The sequence below is a fragment of the Companilactobacillus mishanensis genome (assembly GCF_003946505.1).
In the GTDB taxonomy this organism is placed as follows: Bacteria; Bacillota; Bacilli; order Lactobacillales; family Lactobacillaceae; genus Companilactobacillus; species Companilactobacillus mishanensis.
Genome location: NZ_RHON01000009.1, coordinates 1 through 14,066, shown reverse-complemented (window position 1 = coordinate 14,066; position 14,066 = coordinate 1). Strand labels below are relative to the sequence as shown.

General features: G+C 36.7%; 16 protein-coding genes. 8 read left to right on the top strand and 8 right to left on the bottom strand.

The window, feature by feature from the left end; all coding sequences use genetic code 11:
* The first annotated feature begins 59 nt into the window (after positions 1 to 59).
* A complete protein-coding gene (locus EKM63_RS09500; RefSeq protein ID WP_125706038.1) occupies positions 60 to 1,169 on the top strand; it encodes an ArsB/NhaD family transporter in 1,110 nt (369 codons plus the stop codon).
* A 38-nt stretch (positions 1,170 to 1,207) separates the two neighbouring features.
* Here the strand turns inward: EKM63_RS09500 and EKM63_RS09495 are convergent, their stop codons facing one another.
* Positions 1,208 to 1,732, bottom strand: a complete 525-nt coding sequence (locus EKM63_RS09495; protein ID WP_125706036.1) for a PadR family transcriptional regulator — start codon at positions 1,730 to 1,732, stop codon at positions 1,208 to 1,210.
* A gap of 107 nt (positions 1,733 to 1,839) precedes the next feature.
* Here EKM63_RS09495 and EKM63_RS09490 point away from each other — a divergent pair, with 107 nt between their 5' ends.
* Positions 1,840 to 2,379 carry a phenolic acid decarboxylase gene (locus tag EKM63_RS09490; RefSeq protein ID WP_125706034.1) on the top strand — a complete coding sequence of 180 codons (540 nt, stop codon included), beginning with the start codon at positions 1,840 to 1,842 and terminating at the stop codon, positions 2,377 to 2,379.
* Between the two features lie 73 nt (positions 2,380 to 2,452).
* Here the strand turns inward: EKM63_RS09490 and EKM63_RS09485 are convergent, their stop codons facing one another.
* The 3 genes from EKM63_RS09485 to EKM63_RS09475 form a co-directional block, all read right to left on the bottom strand.
* The gene (locus EKM63_RS09485; RefSeq protein WP_125706032.1) at positions 2,453 to 2,998 is read right to left on the bottom strand and encodes a ClbS/DfsB family four-helix bundle protein; all 546 of its coding nucleotides are present in this window, start codon (positions 2,996 to 2,998) and stop codon (positions 2,453 to 2,455) included.
* A 107-nt stretch (positions 2,999 to 3,105) separates the two neighbouring features.
* Complete coding sequence (locus tag EKM63_RS09480) at positions 3,106 to 3,594, bottom strand: cysteine hydrolase family protein (RefSeq protein ID WP_125706030.1); 489 nt, start codon at positions 3,592 to 3,594, stop codon at positions 3,106 to 3,108.
* A 364-nt stretch (positions 3,595 to 3,958) separates the two neighbouring features.
* Positions 3,959 to 4,729 carry a (S)-acetoin forming diacetyl reductase gene (locus EKM63_RS09475; protein WP_125706028.1) on the bottom strand — a complete coding sequence of 257 codons (771 nt, stop codon included), beginning with the start codon at positions 4,727 to 4,729 and terminating at the stop codon, positions 3,959 to 3,961.
* A gap of 338 nt (positions 4,730 to 5,067) precedes the next feature.
* On the opposite strand from EKM63_RS09475, the gene EKM63_RS09470 reads away from it, so the two are divergent.
* From EKM63_RS09470 to EKM63_RS09460, 3 genes are all read left to right on the top strand, one after another.
* Positions 5,068 to 5,340, top strand: coding sequence for a hypothetical protein (locus tag EKM63_RS09470; RefSeq protein ID WP_125706026.1), 273 nt, complete (start codon positions 5,068 to 5,070; stop codon positions 5,338 to 5,340).
* A 96-nt stretch (positions 5,341 to 5,436) separates the two neighbouring features.
* Positions 5,437 to 6,078 (top strand): TetR/AcrR family transcriptional regulator, encoded by a 642-nt coding sequence (locus tag EKM63_RS09465; RefSeq protein WP_125706025.1) that lies wholly within the window; start codon positions 5,437 to 5,439, stop codon positions 6,076 to 6,078.
* Positions 6,079 to 6,153: 75 nt separating this feature from the next.
* Complete coding sequence (locus tag EKM63_RS09460) at positions 6,154 to 7,176, top strand: lipoate--protein ligase (protein WP_125706023.1); 1,023 nt, start codon at positions 6,154 to 6,156, stop codon at positions 7,174 to 7,176.
* A gap of 625 nt (positions 7,177 to 7,801) precedes the next feature.
* Here EKM63_RS09460 and EKM63_RS09455 read toward each other — a convergent pair.
* The 4 genes from EKM63_RS09455 to EKM63_RS09440 form a co-directional block, all read right to left on the bottom strand.
* On the bottom strand, positions 7,802 to 8,035 hold the full coding sequence (locus EKM63_RS09455; protein ID WP_125706021.1) for a hypothetical protein: 234 nt from the start codon (positions 8,033 to 8,035) through the stop codon (positions 7,802 to 7,804).
* Between the two features lie 41 nt (positions 8,036 to 8,076).
* Entirely contained in the window at positions 8,077 to 9,501 is a 1,425-nt protein-coding gene (locus EKM63_RS09450; RefSeq protein WP_125706019.1) for a prolyl oligopeptidase family serine peptidase, read from the bottom strand.
* Positions 9,502 to 9,575: 74 nt separating this feature from the next.
* A complete protein-coding gene (locus EKM63_RS09445) occupies positions 9,576 to 10,277 on the bottom strand; it encodes a VIT1/CCC1 transporter family protein (protein WP_125706150.1) in 702 nt (233 codons plus the stop codon).
* A 30-nt stretch (positions 10,278 to 10,307) separates the two neighbouring features.
* Positions 10,308 to 10,997, bottom strand: coding sequence for a VIT1/CCC1 transporter family protein (locus tag EKM63_RS09440; RefSeq protein WP_125706017.1), 690 nt, complete (start codon positions 10,995 to 10,997; stop codon positions 10,308 to 10,310).
* A 283-nt stretch (positions 10,998 to 11,280) separates the two neighbouring features.
* On the opposite strand from EKM63_RS09440, the gene EKM63_RS09435 reads away from it, so the two are divergent.
* The 3 genes from EKM63_RS09435 to EKM63_RS09425 all read left to right on the top strand — a co-directional run bounded on the left by EKM63_RS09435 (position 11,281) and on the right by EKM63_RS09425 (position 13,969).
* Positions 11,281 to 11,751, top strand: coding sequence for a Fur family transcriptional regulator (locus EKM63_RS09435; protein ID WP_125706015.1), 471 nt, complete (start codon positions 11,281 to 11,283; stop codon positions 11,749 to 11,751).
* A 94-nt stretch (positions 11,752 to 11,845) separates the two neighbouring features.
* A complete protein-coding gene (locus EKM63_RS09430) occupies positions 11,846 to 12,871 on the top strand; it encodes an LCP family protein (RefSeq protein WP_225418292.1) in 1,026 nt (341 codons plus the stop codon).
* A 75-nt stretch (positions 12,872 to 12,946) separates the two neighbouring features.
* Positions 12,947 to 13,969 (top strand): LCP family protein, encoded by a 1,023-nt coding sequence (locus tag EKM63_RS09425; RefSeq protein ID WP_125706013.1) that lies wholly within the window; start codon positions 12,947 to 12,949, stop codon positions 13,967 to 13,969.
* Positions 13,970 to 14,066: the final 97 nt, after the last annotated feature.

The window sequence follows — 14,066 nt, the reverse complement described above, 5'->3', positions numbered from 1 at the left end:
TTTATTTGTAAACATAACTTATATATTACTTGGGTATATTTCTTAGGGGAAGAACATCTATGAATGTGTTAAAACGAGTATTCTCAGACAGGGTGCTGTGGATTGCTGGTGCTGCAGCAATCATCACATCTTTTATCAGTCCGCCGCAATTAACGGATATCAACTGGAAAACAATCACTTCTTTGCTCTCCATGATGATCATTATTCAGATTTACGACTACCTAGATTTACTTAAATACTACGCCGCCTATCTTACTAGGCAGGCAAAAACTACACGACAATTGATTTTCATGCTAGCGAGTTTGGCATTCTTTGGGGCAATGTTTTTGACCAACGATGTCACGATCCTAACGCTAGTTCCATTGTTCTACAAAATTACCAAGAATTTGAAGATCAATCCAATATATCCGGTTATTATCATTGCTTTGGCAGCGAACTTAGGAAGTATCTTCACTCCGTTTGGTAATACCCATAACTTATTCCTGTTGACCCACTTCAACCTTGATATCAATCAATTCTTCGTGATGTCGACACCAATAACAATTATTAACTTTATTGCAATTTTTATTGTTACACGCTTCTTCCCCAAAAATAAAATTAAATTAACTCAATTACCTTCAGTTGAATTGAACGTCCCAAGTTTGACACTGACATTAATGGTAACAATCGTTATCTTCTTGGGAATCTTCTCAGTTATCCCAATGTGGGGTTCATTAGTTGCCGCACTATTGTTAGTCGTCTTCATCAATCCAAAAATATTGCAAGTTGTGGATTACTCAATCGTCCTGATATTCATGTGTTTCTTCATCGCGGTTGGAAATATCAATCGTGATCCAACAATCGTCAATCACCTATCAGGATTGATTCAAACAAAGACAGGTACTTACTTAGCTTCAATCGTAACCAGTCAATTTATCAGTAACGTTCCAACAACCATCTTAATGTCGAAATTTTCGACTTACGTCCATGCCATTTTCCTTGGTACAAACATTGGTGGACTTGGTACAGTTATCGCCTCACTTGCCAACTTATTGGCATTCAAGCAATATAGATTCTATTTCAAAGAAAATACTGGAAAATATCTATTGTCATTCTCAGCTATCAACTTTACTTTATTGATAATCCTAGGAATGATTGGTTACTTCTTGATTGATATTATTCCGACTTAAAAAAAGAGCTATAAATCTTAATTGATTTATAGCTCTTTTTATATTGTCTTTAACCATTCAATGTAGTCTGTTTCTCTTGATATAGCATGTTTGAGGACACAATAATGTCCATATTGGGTTTGACGTTTATCTTGATCTGGAAACTTATCTCGCATCTGTTGATTTAAGTGTTCCAGTTTATCGCTCCGAGCTGACAACTGTTCTGCCACCATCTTTTCCAACAACTCAGGCTTCTTATCATCGATAAAATATAATTTCAAAATAAATTCATCATGGCTAGAATCAATTTCCGACGGTTCTTCTAACCAATCGTTAAATATCTTTTTACCATCAGACATGATATCGTAGCTCTTCTTAACTAGTTTTGTGCCAACTTGAACTTCATGATGGGAAATCAAATTCTCTTGTTCCATCTTCTTCAGCAATGGATATATTTGACTATGATTAGCAGACCAGAACTCCCCAATATCTGAATCAAAAGCTTTTGTCAGATCATAACCAGTTCTAGACTCAATATTTAAAAGTCCTAAAACGATATACTGTAGTCTATTTTTCTGAGCCATAATAAATTTCTCCCTTGACAGTTAACTGACTTGAGTATACATTAATCAAGTAAACAAAAACATGTATTTATTTACATGTTCATAATAACTTGATAGAGGTAATTTAAATGGCACACAAAACTTTCAAAACATTGGATGATTTCTTAGGCACACATTTTATTTATACATATGACAACGGTTGGGAATACGAGTGGTACGCTAAAAATGACCATACCGTAGATTATCGTATCCATGGAGGCATGGTTGCTGGCCGTTGGGTGACTGATCAAGAAGCCAACATCATTATGCTGACAGAAGGTATCTACAAGATTTCTTGGACCGAACCAACTGGTACCGATGTAGCATTGGACTTTCTTCCAAACGAAAACAAAATCCATGGTACAATCTTCTTCCCCAAGTGGGTCGAAGAACATCCAGAAATCACTGTCACATATCAAAATGAACATATCGATTTGATGGAAGAATCGCGTGAAAAATATGAAACTTATCCAAAATTAGTTGTACCTGAATTCGCAAATATCACATATATGGGTGACGCTGGCCAAGATAACGAAGATGTTATCAGTGAAGCCCCTTATAAAGAAATGCCAGATGATATCCGTGCTGGTAAATATTTCGATTCAAACTACAAACGAATCAACAAATAAAAAAAACACCGTTAGAAAAAAATAATGTGCAAAAAAATCTTACACATATTTTCTAACGGTGTTTTTCTATGCTTTAGCTTGCGTGCGATTGACGTAAGGTAAAGTTCTTCCATTTTCTAACCTGACGACTGTAATTAGTGAACGGTGAAATGGCATTTATTCTGATCCATTTTGCTACCGGCCACATTGCTTTAGTTGTCGCCCATTTACGTTGACCCGGCTTGAGAAGCTCATCCTCGGGCATTTTATCTACCCATTCCACGAGTTCCCGCACGAGATCATGTAACTCTTGTTCTTCATTTTGAAGACCCTTAGAACCATACTTCACGTTAAAGTCTTCATAAAGTTGTCGCATTTGATCCCACTTGTAACCAGGCGTTGGGGTAGTAATTTCTTTACCACTTTCCTCTGCACGTTCCCAAGCGAGAATCATATGAATCCACCCGACTTGATACGAAAGCATCTCACGAGGTGTTTTATCTACTTGTTCGATCTTGTCATCCGCCACGTTATCCGTTATGCCCTCATACTCGTCAATGAATTTTTGGTAACTCGTCTTTAGATTTTCAATCAAATCCGCTGAATTTTTATATCCCTGCATATTTTCGCTACCTTTCATTGAACTAAGAAAGACCTCAAACCAGACCCCTCCAATGTTTATTATAGTCCCGATAAGGCATAATAGTTAGAATATGCTCATAACATATATTTTTTTAACAAATTTAATTAAATAAATCTCAAGAAATGATTGCCCCATATATTTTCATAAAAGTCGATTGTCTCCTGGGCAGTCATTTGTTCGTTGTCCTCAGTTGTTGTCATACCGGGAATCATTTCAACTTGATAACCAAGGCCATGAGCCATCGTGATAGTGGCGTTACAACAATATTCAGTTTCCACACCACAAATTTCTAATTGTTCCAAATCATTATCAGATAACAAATCATTTAGTTCAGTGCGGTAAAAAGCATTAAGGTGATGTTTTTGAACCGTCATGTCACCAGATTGATAATCTAACTTTTTGGCAATTTTCCACTCTTTACTGCCCTCTGGAGTGCCCTTGTCGACGTTTTGGATAAAAATAATTGGATGGCCTTCTTCTCGGTATTCGGAAATACGGTCATTGATTTTTTCTACCAATTCATCGAATTCATAGCAGTCTGAGTAACCCTCTTGCATATCCATTACTACTAGTACTTGTTCCAATCTTGTCATGTTTAGTTCACCTCGTATTTATTGTAGCAAAATTTTTAGTTTTGATTTAGGTGGTTCACTTGGTTATACAAAAAGAGCTTGGACAAATGAAGTGCCCTAGCTCTTTATTTGATTTTTAAATATTGTGATTCTGTGGTTTTTAAAATAAATCTAAGTGAAGCTTGTACGCTGGACAAAGCTGCGGGGGTGTTACGGTTCTTCCGTTAGTTTTCGTTCAATATGCTTCTATGCTTTATAGCTGAAACGCTAAAATTCAAACTAAACACTGCACACAAGTCGCCCAGAGCTGCGGGGTGTTACGCACCCTCTCCGCTATGGTCGTCTTGTGCTCCGTGTTTAAGTGCGTTTGAATTTTGGCTCTTTTTTAATTAAACACCATTCCTCCATCAATAATCAATGCTTGTCCGGTCATATAATCTGAGTCTGGCCCTGCTAGATATGCTACACAATTCGCTACGTCTTCTGGTTCTGATAGGCGTCCTAGTGCGATGTCTTTCGAGAATGTTTCCATTCCCCATTCGTCTGATTTGCCGTTTTCTTGTCCTACTTGATGGGCTATATCCATCATCATTGGTGTCTTTACGATTCCTGGGCAATAGGCGTTTACATTGATGCCTTCTTTGGCTAGATCACGAGCAGCTGTTTGTGTAATTCCTCTGATGGCAAATTTTGTACCACTATACAATGCCAAGTTTGGATTACCTACTTGTCCTGCTTGTGATGAAGCGTTGATGATTTTTCCACCATGTCCTAAATCTTTAAATGCCTTGTGGGCGGCTTGAATGCCCCAAAGTACACTTCCAACATTAACTGCATAAACTTTTGTAAATTGTTCTGGTGTGATTGTGTCAATTGGTGTTGTTGGTCCTAATCCGGCGTTGTTGACGATAACGTTGAAATCACCTAATTCATCAACTGTCTTTTGAACTGCTGCAAATACTTGGTCTCTATCTGATACATCAACTTTTACAGCAATTGCTTTACCTGTTTTATTCAATTCATCGGCTGTTTTTTGAGCACCTTCAAGATTAAAATCGGCGACTGCGATTGCAAATCCATCCTTTGATAGTCTTTCTGCGATTGCTTTACCGATACCTTGTGCTGCTCCTGTTATTAGTGCTACTTTTTGTGACATATTAAGAACTCCTTTTGAAATTGAAGATTTTGAAAGCCTTTACAAAAATAATTATACCCCCAACCTTCAGATTTTACATAACAAAACACTCAGAATTGTATAATTTAAATTTCAATATTTTGAATATAATTAATTCAAATATCGTTCGATAAATGTACTAATATTGGGTCAAATCCTATTCAGTTCAAATATTAATCATGTGTATATAAATATTTTGATTTATTTTAACAGAAATAGTTGACACTAATTCTAATGGTGCTATTATAAAGGTGCAGATGAGATAGTAAGTACTCACTTGCAACATAATTCTTAAAATTTTAGATAAGGGGTTGATCATTATGTTTACAGCAATGTTTTGGATTTTAGCAGTTTGGTTCATCGTTAACGTTATTTGGATGTGGTTCGTAACTGACAATGCAAATATGGAGAAGACATTTGCATGGATCAATGTTGTTGCTATCATCGTTGGTTTCTGGGTATACTTCGGTGCTACAAGAACAGCTGGTATCGATACATGGTTCAATGTTCTTAACTATGCTAATATCATCGTAGCAATTATCCAATTTTACTATGGATACCGTGGAGCAAATCATTCTACTCACCAGGCATAACATTATTAAGACATTATTTAATTAAGGGGCAAATGGCATGAGCTATTTGTCCTTTTTTGATATAAACTAGTATTATCCAATAAAGAGGTGTCAAATATGCACGATATAATTAGTATCTACGCGGACTCACCTGAAACTGACGGCTTAACCGACAAACAACTTAAAATTTTTAAATCAGCTATCGAATTATTTGCAAAAAATGGTTATGCCAATAGCAGCACAAAAGAAATTGCCACCAACGCCGGAGTTTCTGAAGGAAGTATTTTTAAAAAGTTCAAGAATAAAGAAGATCTGTTGTTTTCTATCCTCAATCCTTTTTTACGAAATATCCTTCCAAAAGTTGTAAACGAATTTACTGAGGAAACATTGCAGACAAATTATGATACTTTGACAGACTTTGTCTCGTCCATTCTCAAAAACAGAAATATGTTTTTCAAAGAAAACGTCAACGCACTAAAAATATTCGTCGACGAATTCGTTTACGATTTGAAAATAAGGGACAAGATGATCAAAGCTATCCCCTACCAATATATGAAGAGTTTCAATGACCAAGTGAACAGTTTTAAGAAAAGAAAAATGATTGTCGATTGGACAAATAGTGAAATATTCAGATTTATTTTTGCCACATTATTTGGCTATCTAGCTGAGCATTACTTCATTTTTGAATCTCTAAAATGGGACGAAGATCTAGAGATGGATCACACGATTGAATTCGTTGTTAAAGGATTGCAACCATAATATAGTTATCCCTTTGGTTTTGTGATGATAAGGCTTACAATTATCACCAAGACATTTTAAAGGGAGAGTGGTTTTATGTTTTTCATAGATACATCTAGAAATGGTAAACCCGTTTATAACGCAATTGTTAATCAATCCTTAGACAATTATCTGGTTAATGATCTGAAACTACCTGGGCATGGATTGATCATGTATATCAACAATCCATCAGTTATCGTCGGAGTTCATCAAAACGCATACGCCGAAGTGAATTTCCCATACTTGAAGAAAAATAATATTCAATTAGTACGTCGTACTTCCGGTGGTGGTGCAGTTTATCATGACTTTGGAAACTTGGTTTTCGAAAATATCGTAATCGATAACGATGACCATTTCGGTGACTATGAATACTTTGCCAAACCAATCGTTGATGCATTGCACGATATGGGAGCAACCGGCGTTGAGATGCGTGGACGTAATGATATCGTCGTTGATGATAAAAAGTTTTCCGGAATGACCATGTTCAAAGTAGGCCATTCATATGCAGCCGGTGGTACCCTAATGTTCGATTTGAGCATGGAAACCGCAAATGATGTACTTACACCTGAACAAGACAAACTAGAGTCAAAAGGTGTTAAATCAGTTAATAAACGTATTACAAATATCAAAGACTACCTTGACGAGCCATTCAAGAGCATGACCGCTGATCAATTTAAGATCGAGCTATTGAAACGAATCTTCAAAGCCGACAAGTTAGAAGACATCGAAACATATACTCTAAACGATCATGATTGGGAAATAATCGACTCACGTTTACAAGGTAAATATGATACCGATGCCTGGAATTACGGTGAGAATCCCGGATTCACCAACTACGTTTCAAAACATTTCGATATCGGTACCGTAGCATTCAACTTCTCTCTAAAAGATAATAAAATTTCCGATGTAAAGATTTATGGTGACTTTATTACCGGTGGTGACATTGGATTGATTGAGAAAGCCTTGATAGGTGCTGAGTTTACCAATAACGGGCTTAATGCCGCTTTAAGCAAAGTAGATTTAGAGTCTAACTTAGGTAAAATAGACGCGCAGTCGTTAACAGATTTGTTGTTGTCGTAATGAATGCCGATTGCGAAGAAAAAACGATTTTGCGGCCTGGAACGTGGTGGACCCACTTTGAGCTAATTGCAAAGTACGCAATCATCTCAAAGCTGAGTCTTGTTGTAAGTGTACTTCGTACACAAACAACAAAGTCACCACTGAGGCCAAATCGTTTTTCCTTCTCCATCTAGATTCAGCAAGGATCAAATAGTTAACACTTTGCTGAAAATGCATGAATATTGAATTTCTGGATATTAAAAAAAGTGATTGAAAACTATATAATAGTTTTCAATCATTTTTTTTGGATAATAACTGTAATAAAAAAGCCATATCCCCCAAAAACAAAGAGATATGATCATTGAACTTAAATTCAATTTTTAGAAATCACTTAAGTAATCCTGGATATAGCAGTCCCCTAATAAATAAAATAAATTGTGGGATAGAATAAGCATTCTTAGATCACACCAGATGGAGGACTGAAATTGATTTTGGGCCAAGTGGTGATATTTCCATTGGTGTACGAAGTACACTTAGGGAAAGGTTCGACTTTGAGATGATTGCGTTTTTTGCAATTAGCTCAAAGCGATGCCCACCACGTCACGGCCCAAAAAATCAATTTCAGTCCGGAATCGGCATCATACCTCTATTCCAAAGTCTTGCTCTTTCGAGCCTTATCCCTCAACCCAAAAGCAATCAAAACCTGAGAAACACTAGCAATTGTCAAAAAGAAACCCATAATAGCCAACGAAAAAGCCCTAAACTGATAAACCTCAGCAGCAGTAACACCACTAATTGGACGAACCAAAAGCCAAGTAGCAATAGAAGAAAATAAAACAATATAAAATATCGTCAAAACCCACCAAATTTTAAAATTCATATTTTCCTCCAAATAATTTAATATTACTATTTTACACTAAATTACTTCCATGATGTAGATTTCTTCTGTTGTGATAACCAACTAAAGACCGTCGTATCGGTCCCATCAGAATTCTTTGTTTGTGTACCATCAAACTCAGTTGCCGGATAATCGTCTAGGACATTTAACCATGAGAAATGGCCACTATATTCATGTGGTTGGCCGTTATCGTCTTTGTAATTTCCAGTCTTATCATAAACACCATTTAACAAAGTAAAGTGCGTATTTTTTGCACCAGCGGCGATCAATCGTTTGTATGTTGGAATTGTATATATTTGTGGATCCAAAACTGGATCGTTGGCTGATTGTGTAAACCAAATTGGTGTATTTTTGATGGATTGGATATCCTCGTCACTGACGTTTTTATCCAATAATCCCTCACAAATTGGAAATACAGCGGAATACTTATCAGGATCATCTATCAACATTTTCATGGCTAAATACCCACCATTAGAACATCCCCCAATATAAATCCGGTCACGATCAATGTTAGGATGACTTGTTAAATATGACTGGATAAGTGCTTTAACAGCATTTTCATAACGTGAATTCTGCTTGATAGCATCTTCTGAAGTCGTATCTTTAACACCAAGTCCTCCTTGAACATTAGCATTTCCGACAGTCGTCTTATTAGTATCCATCCAATAAGTTCTAGCTTGTGGAACTAAAATATCGAAGCCACCATCAAAATACTTTTGAAATTTATTTGTGGCAAGGTCAACTAAATTCGTTCCATACAAACCGACCAAATTATTATCTTGACCGCCTTGTCCGGCACCATGCAACCAAATTACCAATGCATGTTTCTGTTTATTGGCTGGTGAGAATGAAGTGTAATTCATATATTGAGCACCAAAATGCTTATCTTGATAGGTAAATTGTCGCTCGGGTGAAAACTTGTCGGCTTGTGGCGTCAGTGGATCTGCCGGTCCTTGGACTGGATTCAAGTTTTCAATTTTATCACCTTGTGCTGTGTATAAAGGTTGTTGCTGTTGAATATCGAATTGTATTTTTGTCTTGATACTTAATCCTGAATCATTTTGATAGGCAACTGCACGGGCAGCGTTCAAGGTTGGACCAACTGTCATGTCCAAAGTTATAAACAAACTGCTGGCAGAATCTGTTGGGTTACCTTTTGCATCTGATAAAAATGCCTTAGTAACCTCTCTTGGAGTGCTTTCGACATAAGTATTGCTATTGGAAACTTTGAAACTATCTTTAGAAAGATTTTCAGCTTTCATCGGCGTACCAACTCGAATGACAACTTGATCGATGGCTGGTCCCCAATCGTAGGCGTGTGCGACCATTGTATATTGTGAACGTTGCAATTCCGCCTTTGCTGGCTTCGTTGTAGTCAAAAACTGTATCCCACATATCAACATTAAGACGATACTTATCCAAATTAATGGATTCCCCATTTTTCTCATCTTGCTCCTCCTGTAAACGTTTACTTATACAATCAGTTTACAACAAAAAAAGATCCGGATCTCTCCGAATCTTTCTAAAGCATTAATCCAACACTATAGTGAATGATCATCGTGATGATACCAACGATTACATTTCTAGTAATAGCAGTTTTAACTAGGCCATCACCTAATTTTGCACTCAAGAAACCGGTCAAAGCAACTGACAAAGTAACTGCCAAAATTGTTCCTGGCCATTGGATTCCTGTAGGCAATAATGTCATTGCGGCTAATGGGAAAATACCACCCAATGATGCAGCAATCAATGATGAAAATGCAGCATTCCAAGGACTCATATAATGTCCTAATTCTAGGTCATATTTAACTTTAACGACTGTACCTAATGCATCTTTCTTCATTAGTGACTCTGCAATTTGGTATGAAGTATCTTTAGTAACTCCACGTGCAATGTAGAATTGAGCAACTGCATCCAATTCACTTTGGAAATCTGTCTTGATCAATTCTCTTTCTGTTTCGACAACAGCTTTTTCGGTATCTTTTTGTGAACTAACTGAAGCATATTCACCTGATGCCATTGAAAAAGCACATGCAATCAAATCCGATAGACCTGCAATAAAAATCGTAAATGGATTTGTAGTTGCAACGGCAACGGAGAAAAGGACACCAACAACAGTTAAAATACCATCGTTTGAACCTAAGACTCCGGCACGTAATGTATTTGACCGTTCGGCCATTGTTTGTTTGCGTTTTTTAGGCTTTGGAATACTCATAACTTTCATCACGACCATTATCCCTTTCTACTTGTTAATTTAATGTGCAAATAATGAACCTATTAAGAAGGTAACTAACATTGTCAATAATCCAGAAACGACATTTCTGAAAACTGCCTTTGTCTTGTTGGCGTTACCTAAGGCGGCAGCTGAATATCCTGTAATTATCAATGCAATAACAACAGCAACAACTGTGGCGATAATTTTGATATGAGCTGGGAAAAATGTAATAGAAACTAATGGCAAAATCGATCCTGTAGGAAACGAGATCATAGATGCTAATGCAGCAGCAATCGCGCTAGTTTTTTCTTTGGGATTGAAACCGTATCTTTCTCTGACAGCTGTATCGATCGCATCCCCTGCCATCATTTCTTTGGTAGCTTTTTCAGCTAAGGCTGCTGGTATTCCAGTATCCTGATATTTATTTTTTATAAATTTAAATTCTTCATCATAATGTCCATCTAGGGCCATCGACTCTTTCTCGACAGCTCGGCGTTCGGAATCTCTTTGTGTACTAACAGAGACCCATTCACCCATGGCCATAGAAATTGTTCCGGCTAACATACCGGCAATTCCTGCTAGAAATATTGCATAACTATTGTTTGTGGCACCGGCAACACCAATGACGATACCGGCAACTGAAATTATCCCATCATTAGCTCCCATGACACTGGCACGCATGACGTTTATTTTTTCAGCTAAGCTTTGTTTTTTCTTGGCAATTTGCATCTCTCTCGCTCCTTTTGATCACAACTATAAATGATTTTGGTTAGGTTGTATTTGAGCTAAATCAATTACAATGAGTCTTACATTGGAATAATTCTCATTTGCTAACAATTACATAATAGTTCCATACTGCTGAAAAGTAAACCCAAAACGCCTAATATTCGGCAATTTATTTAATGATAGTATATGTATTCGTTTACAGATAGGAGAGACAATTAGATTGTACTTATTCCTAGAAAGGTGTTTTAATAGTAGTGAAGAATAATATATGAAAGGAAGAAAGCTTATGGCTAATCAAGCTGTATTGGATGAAACGCTTCAAGTTTTAAAGGATAATAAATTGCGTGTAACTCCACAAAGACACGTTATTTTGACCTATCTTGCAAGCCATCATAACCATCCGTCAGTGGATACGATACATGATGCTTTAAGTAAAGACCTTCCCAATTTAGGTGCTTCGACCATATATAATACTTTGAACACATTTGTGGAACGAGGACTCGTCATTGAATTGCAAAACGGTGATGGGAGTACACATTATGACTACTTTGGTACGCCACACTATCACGCAATTTGTACAAATTGTGGAAAAATCGTCGATGTATCATATGAGGGCTTTGGAAAAGACGAAAAAGAATTCGAAAAAAGAACCGCTGAGCTTTCTGGATATATGATTTCAGGTAATCATATGGAGGTTTACGGACTTTGTCCAGAATGCCAAGCTAAATTAGGAATTACCAGAAAAGAAAATAACTAAAACAAACGACTTCAAATTATTTGAAGTCGTTTTTATTTGGGCTTATCATGATGCCAAAACGCAGAAACACAGAAATATTTTTCTGAGGCCTTACATGAAAAAATTCTTGAAGTTTCTTTTAATGTTTGTATTAGTGTTTGTTGGATTCTGTCTCTTGGTGGCCTTTGCATTCTATCGAATGAATGAAAATGCTTTGGGTGCAATGAATACCAGTGCTGAAAGTGTTTCAAATAAAATTGATACCGACCAACCTTTTTCCATCCTATTATTAGGCGCTGATACTGGTGCAGACGGTCGAACCGATCGTGGCAACTCGGATACCATCATGTTGGTAACTGTAAATCCACATAAGGATAGAGTATCAATTTGCTCAATACCTCGTGACACCATGGCTGAAATCGCTGACCAAAAATCTCCTAATGTTCAAAAAATTAACGCTGCCTACAACATCGGAACTAGTCCTGTTGCTAAAGACACTGTTAGTAATTTGTTGAACGTGCCAGTCGATTACACTGTTGCCATAAATATGGAAGCACTGGAAAAAACTGTCAATTTCGTCGGTGGTATCGATGTAAATTCTAATATGAAAGTTAGTTACGATGGAATTACTGTTCCAAAAGGAAAATCACATTTGAACGGTATCGAAGCTCTAACTTACTCAAGAATGAGATATCAAGATCCAAACGGAGATTACGGCAGACAGTTACGCCAACAACAGATTCTCGAACAAATCGTCGGTAATCTGAAACAACCCCAATACCTATTTAGATTGCCACAACTCTTAAAATCTTTAGGACCAGATGTAAATACTGATTTAACAAGTACCCAAATTGCCGAGATTCCAATTCGATATCACAGTACTGACAAGAATGTCTCGTCAGAACAGATGAAAGAAAAAACTGCTTGGATAAACGGCAGTTCTTATCAAGTCGCATCCACTTCTGTTTTACAAAATACTTCCAATAAATTGAGGGTATCGCTAAATTTACCTAAAGCTAACCTTGATAATACTGAAACCAAATTAAACTTAATGAACTCAGATTTCTTCTCAGAACCCAACAATACCAATTACAATACTGATGGTTTGGATCTGACTTATTACTCAGACAATACATACTAATTTGATTTTTACTTACAATTTATTCTATAATTACAACTTCAGAGTTAAGTAAACCTAATTTGGAGTTGTGAATATATGAAGCACGTCAAAAGAATCTTGATTGCTGTCGGTATTATTCTTATAATTGCCGTCATCGCAGGTTTCAGTTACTACAAAAGTATAGACAATGCACTAGATGGCATTCATACCAGTTCAAAAAGTACTTCTAGCAAAATTCAAGATGGCAAACCATTTTCTGTTTTGCTACTAGGTGCGGATACTGGTGCTGATGGTAGAACCGATCGCGGTATGTCTGATACGATCATCGTTATCACAATAAATCCCAAAACCAATAAATCGACAATGTATTCTGTCCCTCGAGACACTTTGGCAGAAATGGTCGGCGACAAAAAGAAGAACGTTCAAAAAATTAATGCTGCTTATAACATCGGAAAAAGTACAATGGCAAAAGAATCGATCAGTCAGTTATTAAATGTTCCGATCGATTACAGCATGGCAGTCGATATGAACGCAATCAGAACTACTGTTGATTTTGTTGGTGGAATCGACGTTGATTCACCAATGAAAGTTAGTTTCGATGGAGTCACGATTCCCAAAGGAAAACATCATATCAACGGTAAACAAGCTTTAACTTACGCCCGGATGAGATATCAAGACCCTCGCGGTGACTACGGCAGACAACAGCGACAACAACAAGTTCTAAAGGCTGTAGTTAAAAAACTGAAGACTCCAGAATACTTATTTAAATTACCATCGTTGATCAAGAAACTTGGCGTTGATGTAAATACAGATTTAACTGACAAACAAATCAGACAAATTCCTATGAAATATCATAGTGTTTCAACTGATTTCGATACTGGACATCTACAAGGTAAAACCGCATGGATCAATGGAAGTTCCTACCAAGTTGCTCCCACTAATAATTTACAAGATGGCTCAGATACATTGAGATCATCCCTGGGATTATCCACTGAATCCATCAATAATACCGAGACCAAGTTAAACAAAAAGAATACTAAATTTTTCAAAAAAGATGATGACACAGACTACAATACAGATGGTTTAAACACCACTTATTACACAAATAACACACACTAAATTAAAAAAGCTGTTGAGAGAATAGAGTGCCCTACAATTGTTAGACAAAAATTCTAACAATTGTGGGGTATTTTTTTATGACCAAATATGATCCACT

What these genes read in the sequence shown, in the direction of transcription:
- EKM63_RS09475 (WP_125706028.1), bottom strand. Translation starts at nt 4,729, where the DNA reads ATGTCACAAAAAGTAGCACTAATAACAGGAGCAGCACAAGGTATCGGT.
- EKM63_RS09450 (WP_125706019.1), bottom strand. Translation starts at nt 9,501, where the DNA reads ATGAGAAAAATGGGGAATCCATTAATTTGGATAAGTATCGTCTTAATG.
- EKM63_RS09480 (WP_125706030.1), bottom strand. Translation starts at nt 3,594, where the DNA reads ATGACAAGATTGGAACAAGTACTAGTAGTAATGGATATGCAAGAGGGT.
- EKM63_RS09440 (WP_125706017.1), bottom strand. Translation starts at nt 10,997, where the DNA reads ATGCAAATTGCCAAGAAAAAACAAAGCTTAGCTGAAAAAATAAACGTC.
- EKM63_RS09485 (WP_125706032.1), bottom strand. Translation starts at nt 2,998, where the DNA reads ATGAAAGGTAGCGAAAATATGCAGGGATATAAAAATTCAGCGGATTTG.
- EKM63_RS09430 (WP_225418292.1), top strand. Translation starts at nt 11,846, where the DNA reads ATGAAAAAATTCTTGAAGTTTCTTTTAATGTTTGTATTAGTGTTTGTT.
- EKM63_RS09460 (WP_125706023.1), top strand. Translation starts at nt 6,154, where the DNA reads ATGTTTTTCATAGATACATCTAGAAATGGTAAACCCGTTTATAACGCA.
- EKM63_RS09445 (WP_125706150.1), bottom strand. Translation starts at nt 10,277, where the DNA reads ATGAAAGTTATGAGTATTCCAAAGCCTAAAAAACGCAAACAAACAATG.
- EKM63_RS09465 (WP_125706025.1), top strand. Translation starts at nt 5,437, where the DNA reads ATGCACGATATAATTAGTATCTACGCGGACTCACCTGAAACTGACGGC.
- EKM63_RS09490 (WP_125706034.1), top strand. Translation starts at nt 1,840, where the DNA reads ATGGCACACAAAACTTTCAAAACATTGGATGATTTCTTAGGCACACAT.
- EKM63_RS09455 (WP_125706021.1), bottom strand. Translation starts at nt 8,035, where the DNA reads ATGAATTTTAAAATTTGGTGGGTTTTGACGATATTTTATATTGTTTTA.
- EKM63_RS09425 (WP_125706013.1), top strand. Translation starts at nt 12,947, where the DNA reads ATGAAGCACGTCAAAAGAATCTTGATTGCTGTCGGTATTATTCTTATA.
- EKM63_RS09500 (WP_125706038.1), top strand. Translation starts at nt 60, where the DNA reads ATGAATGTGTTAAAACGAGTATTCTCAGACAGGGTGCTGTGGATTGCT.
- EKM63_RS09435 (WP_125706015.1), top strand. Translation starts at nt 11,281, where the DNA reads ATGGCTAATCAAGCTGTATTGGATGAAACGCTTCAAGTTTTAAAGGAT.
- EKM63_RS09470 (WP_125706026.1), top strand. Translation starts at nt 5,068, where the DNA reads ATGTTTACAGCAATGTTTTGGATTTTAGCAGTTTGGTTCATCGTTAAC.
- EKM63_RS09495 (WP_125706036.1), bottom strand. Translation starts at nt 1,732, where the DNA reads ATGGCTCAGAAAAATAGACTACAGTATATCGTTTTAGGACTTTTAAAT.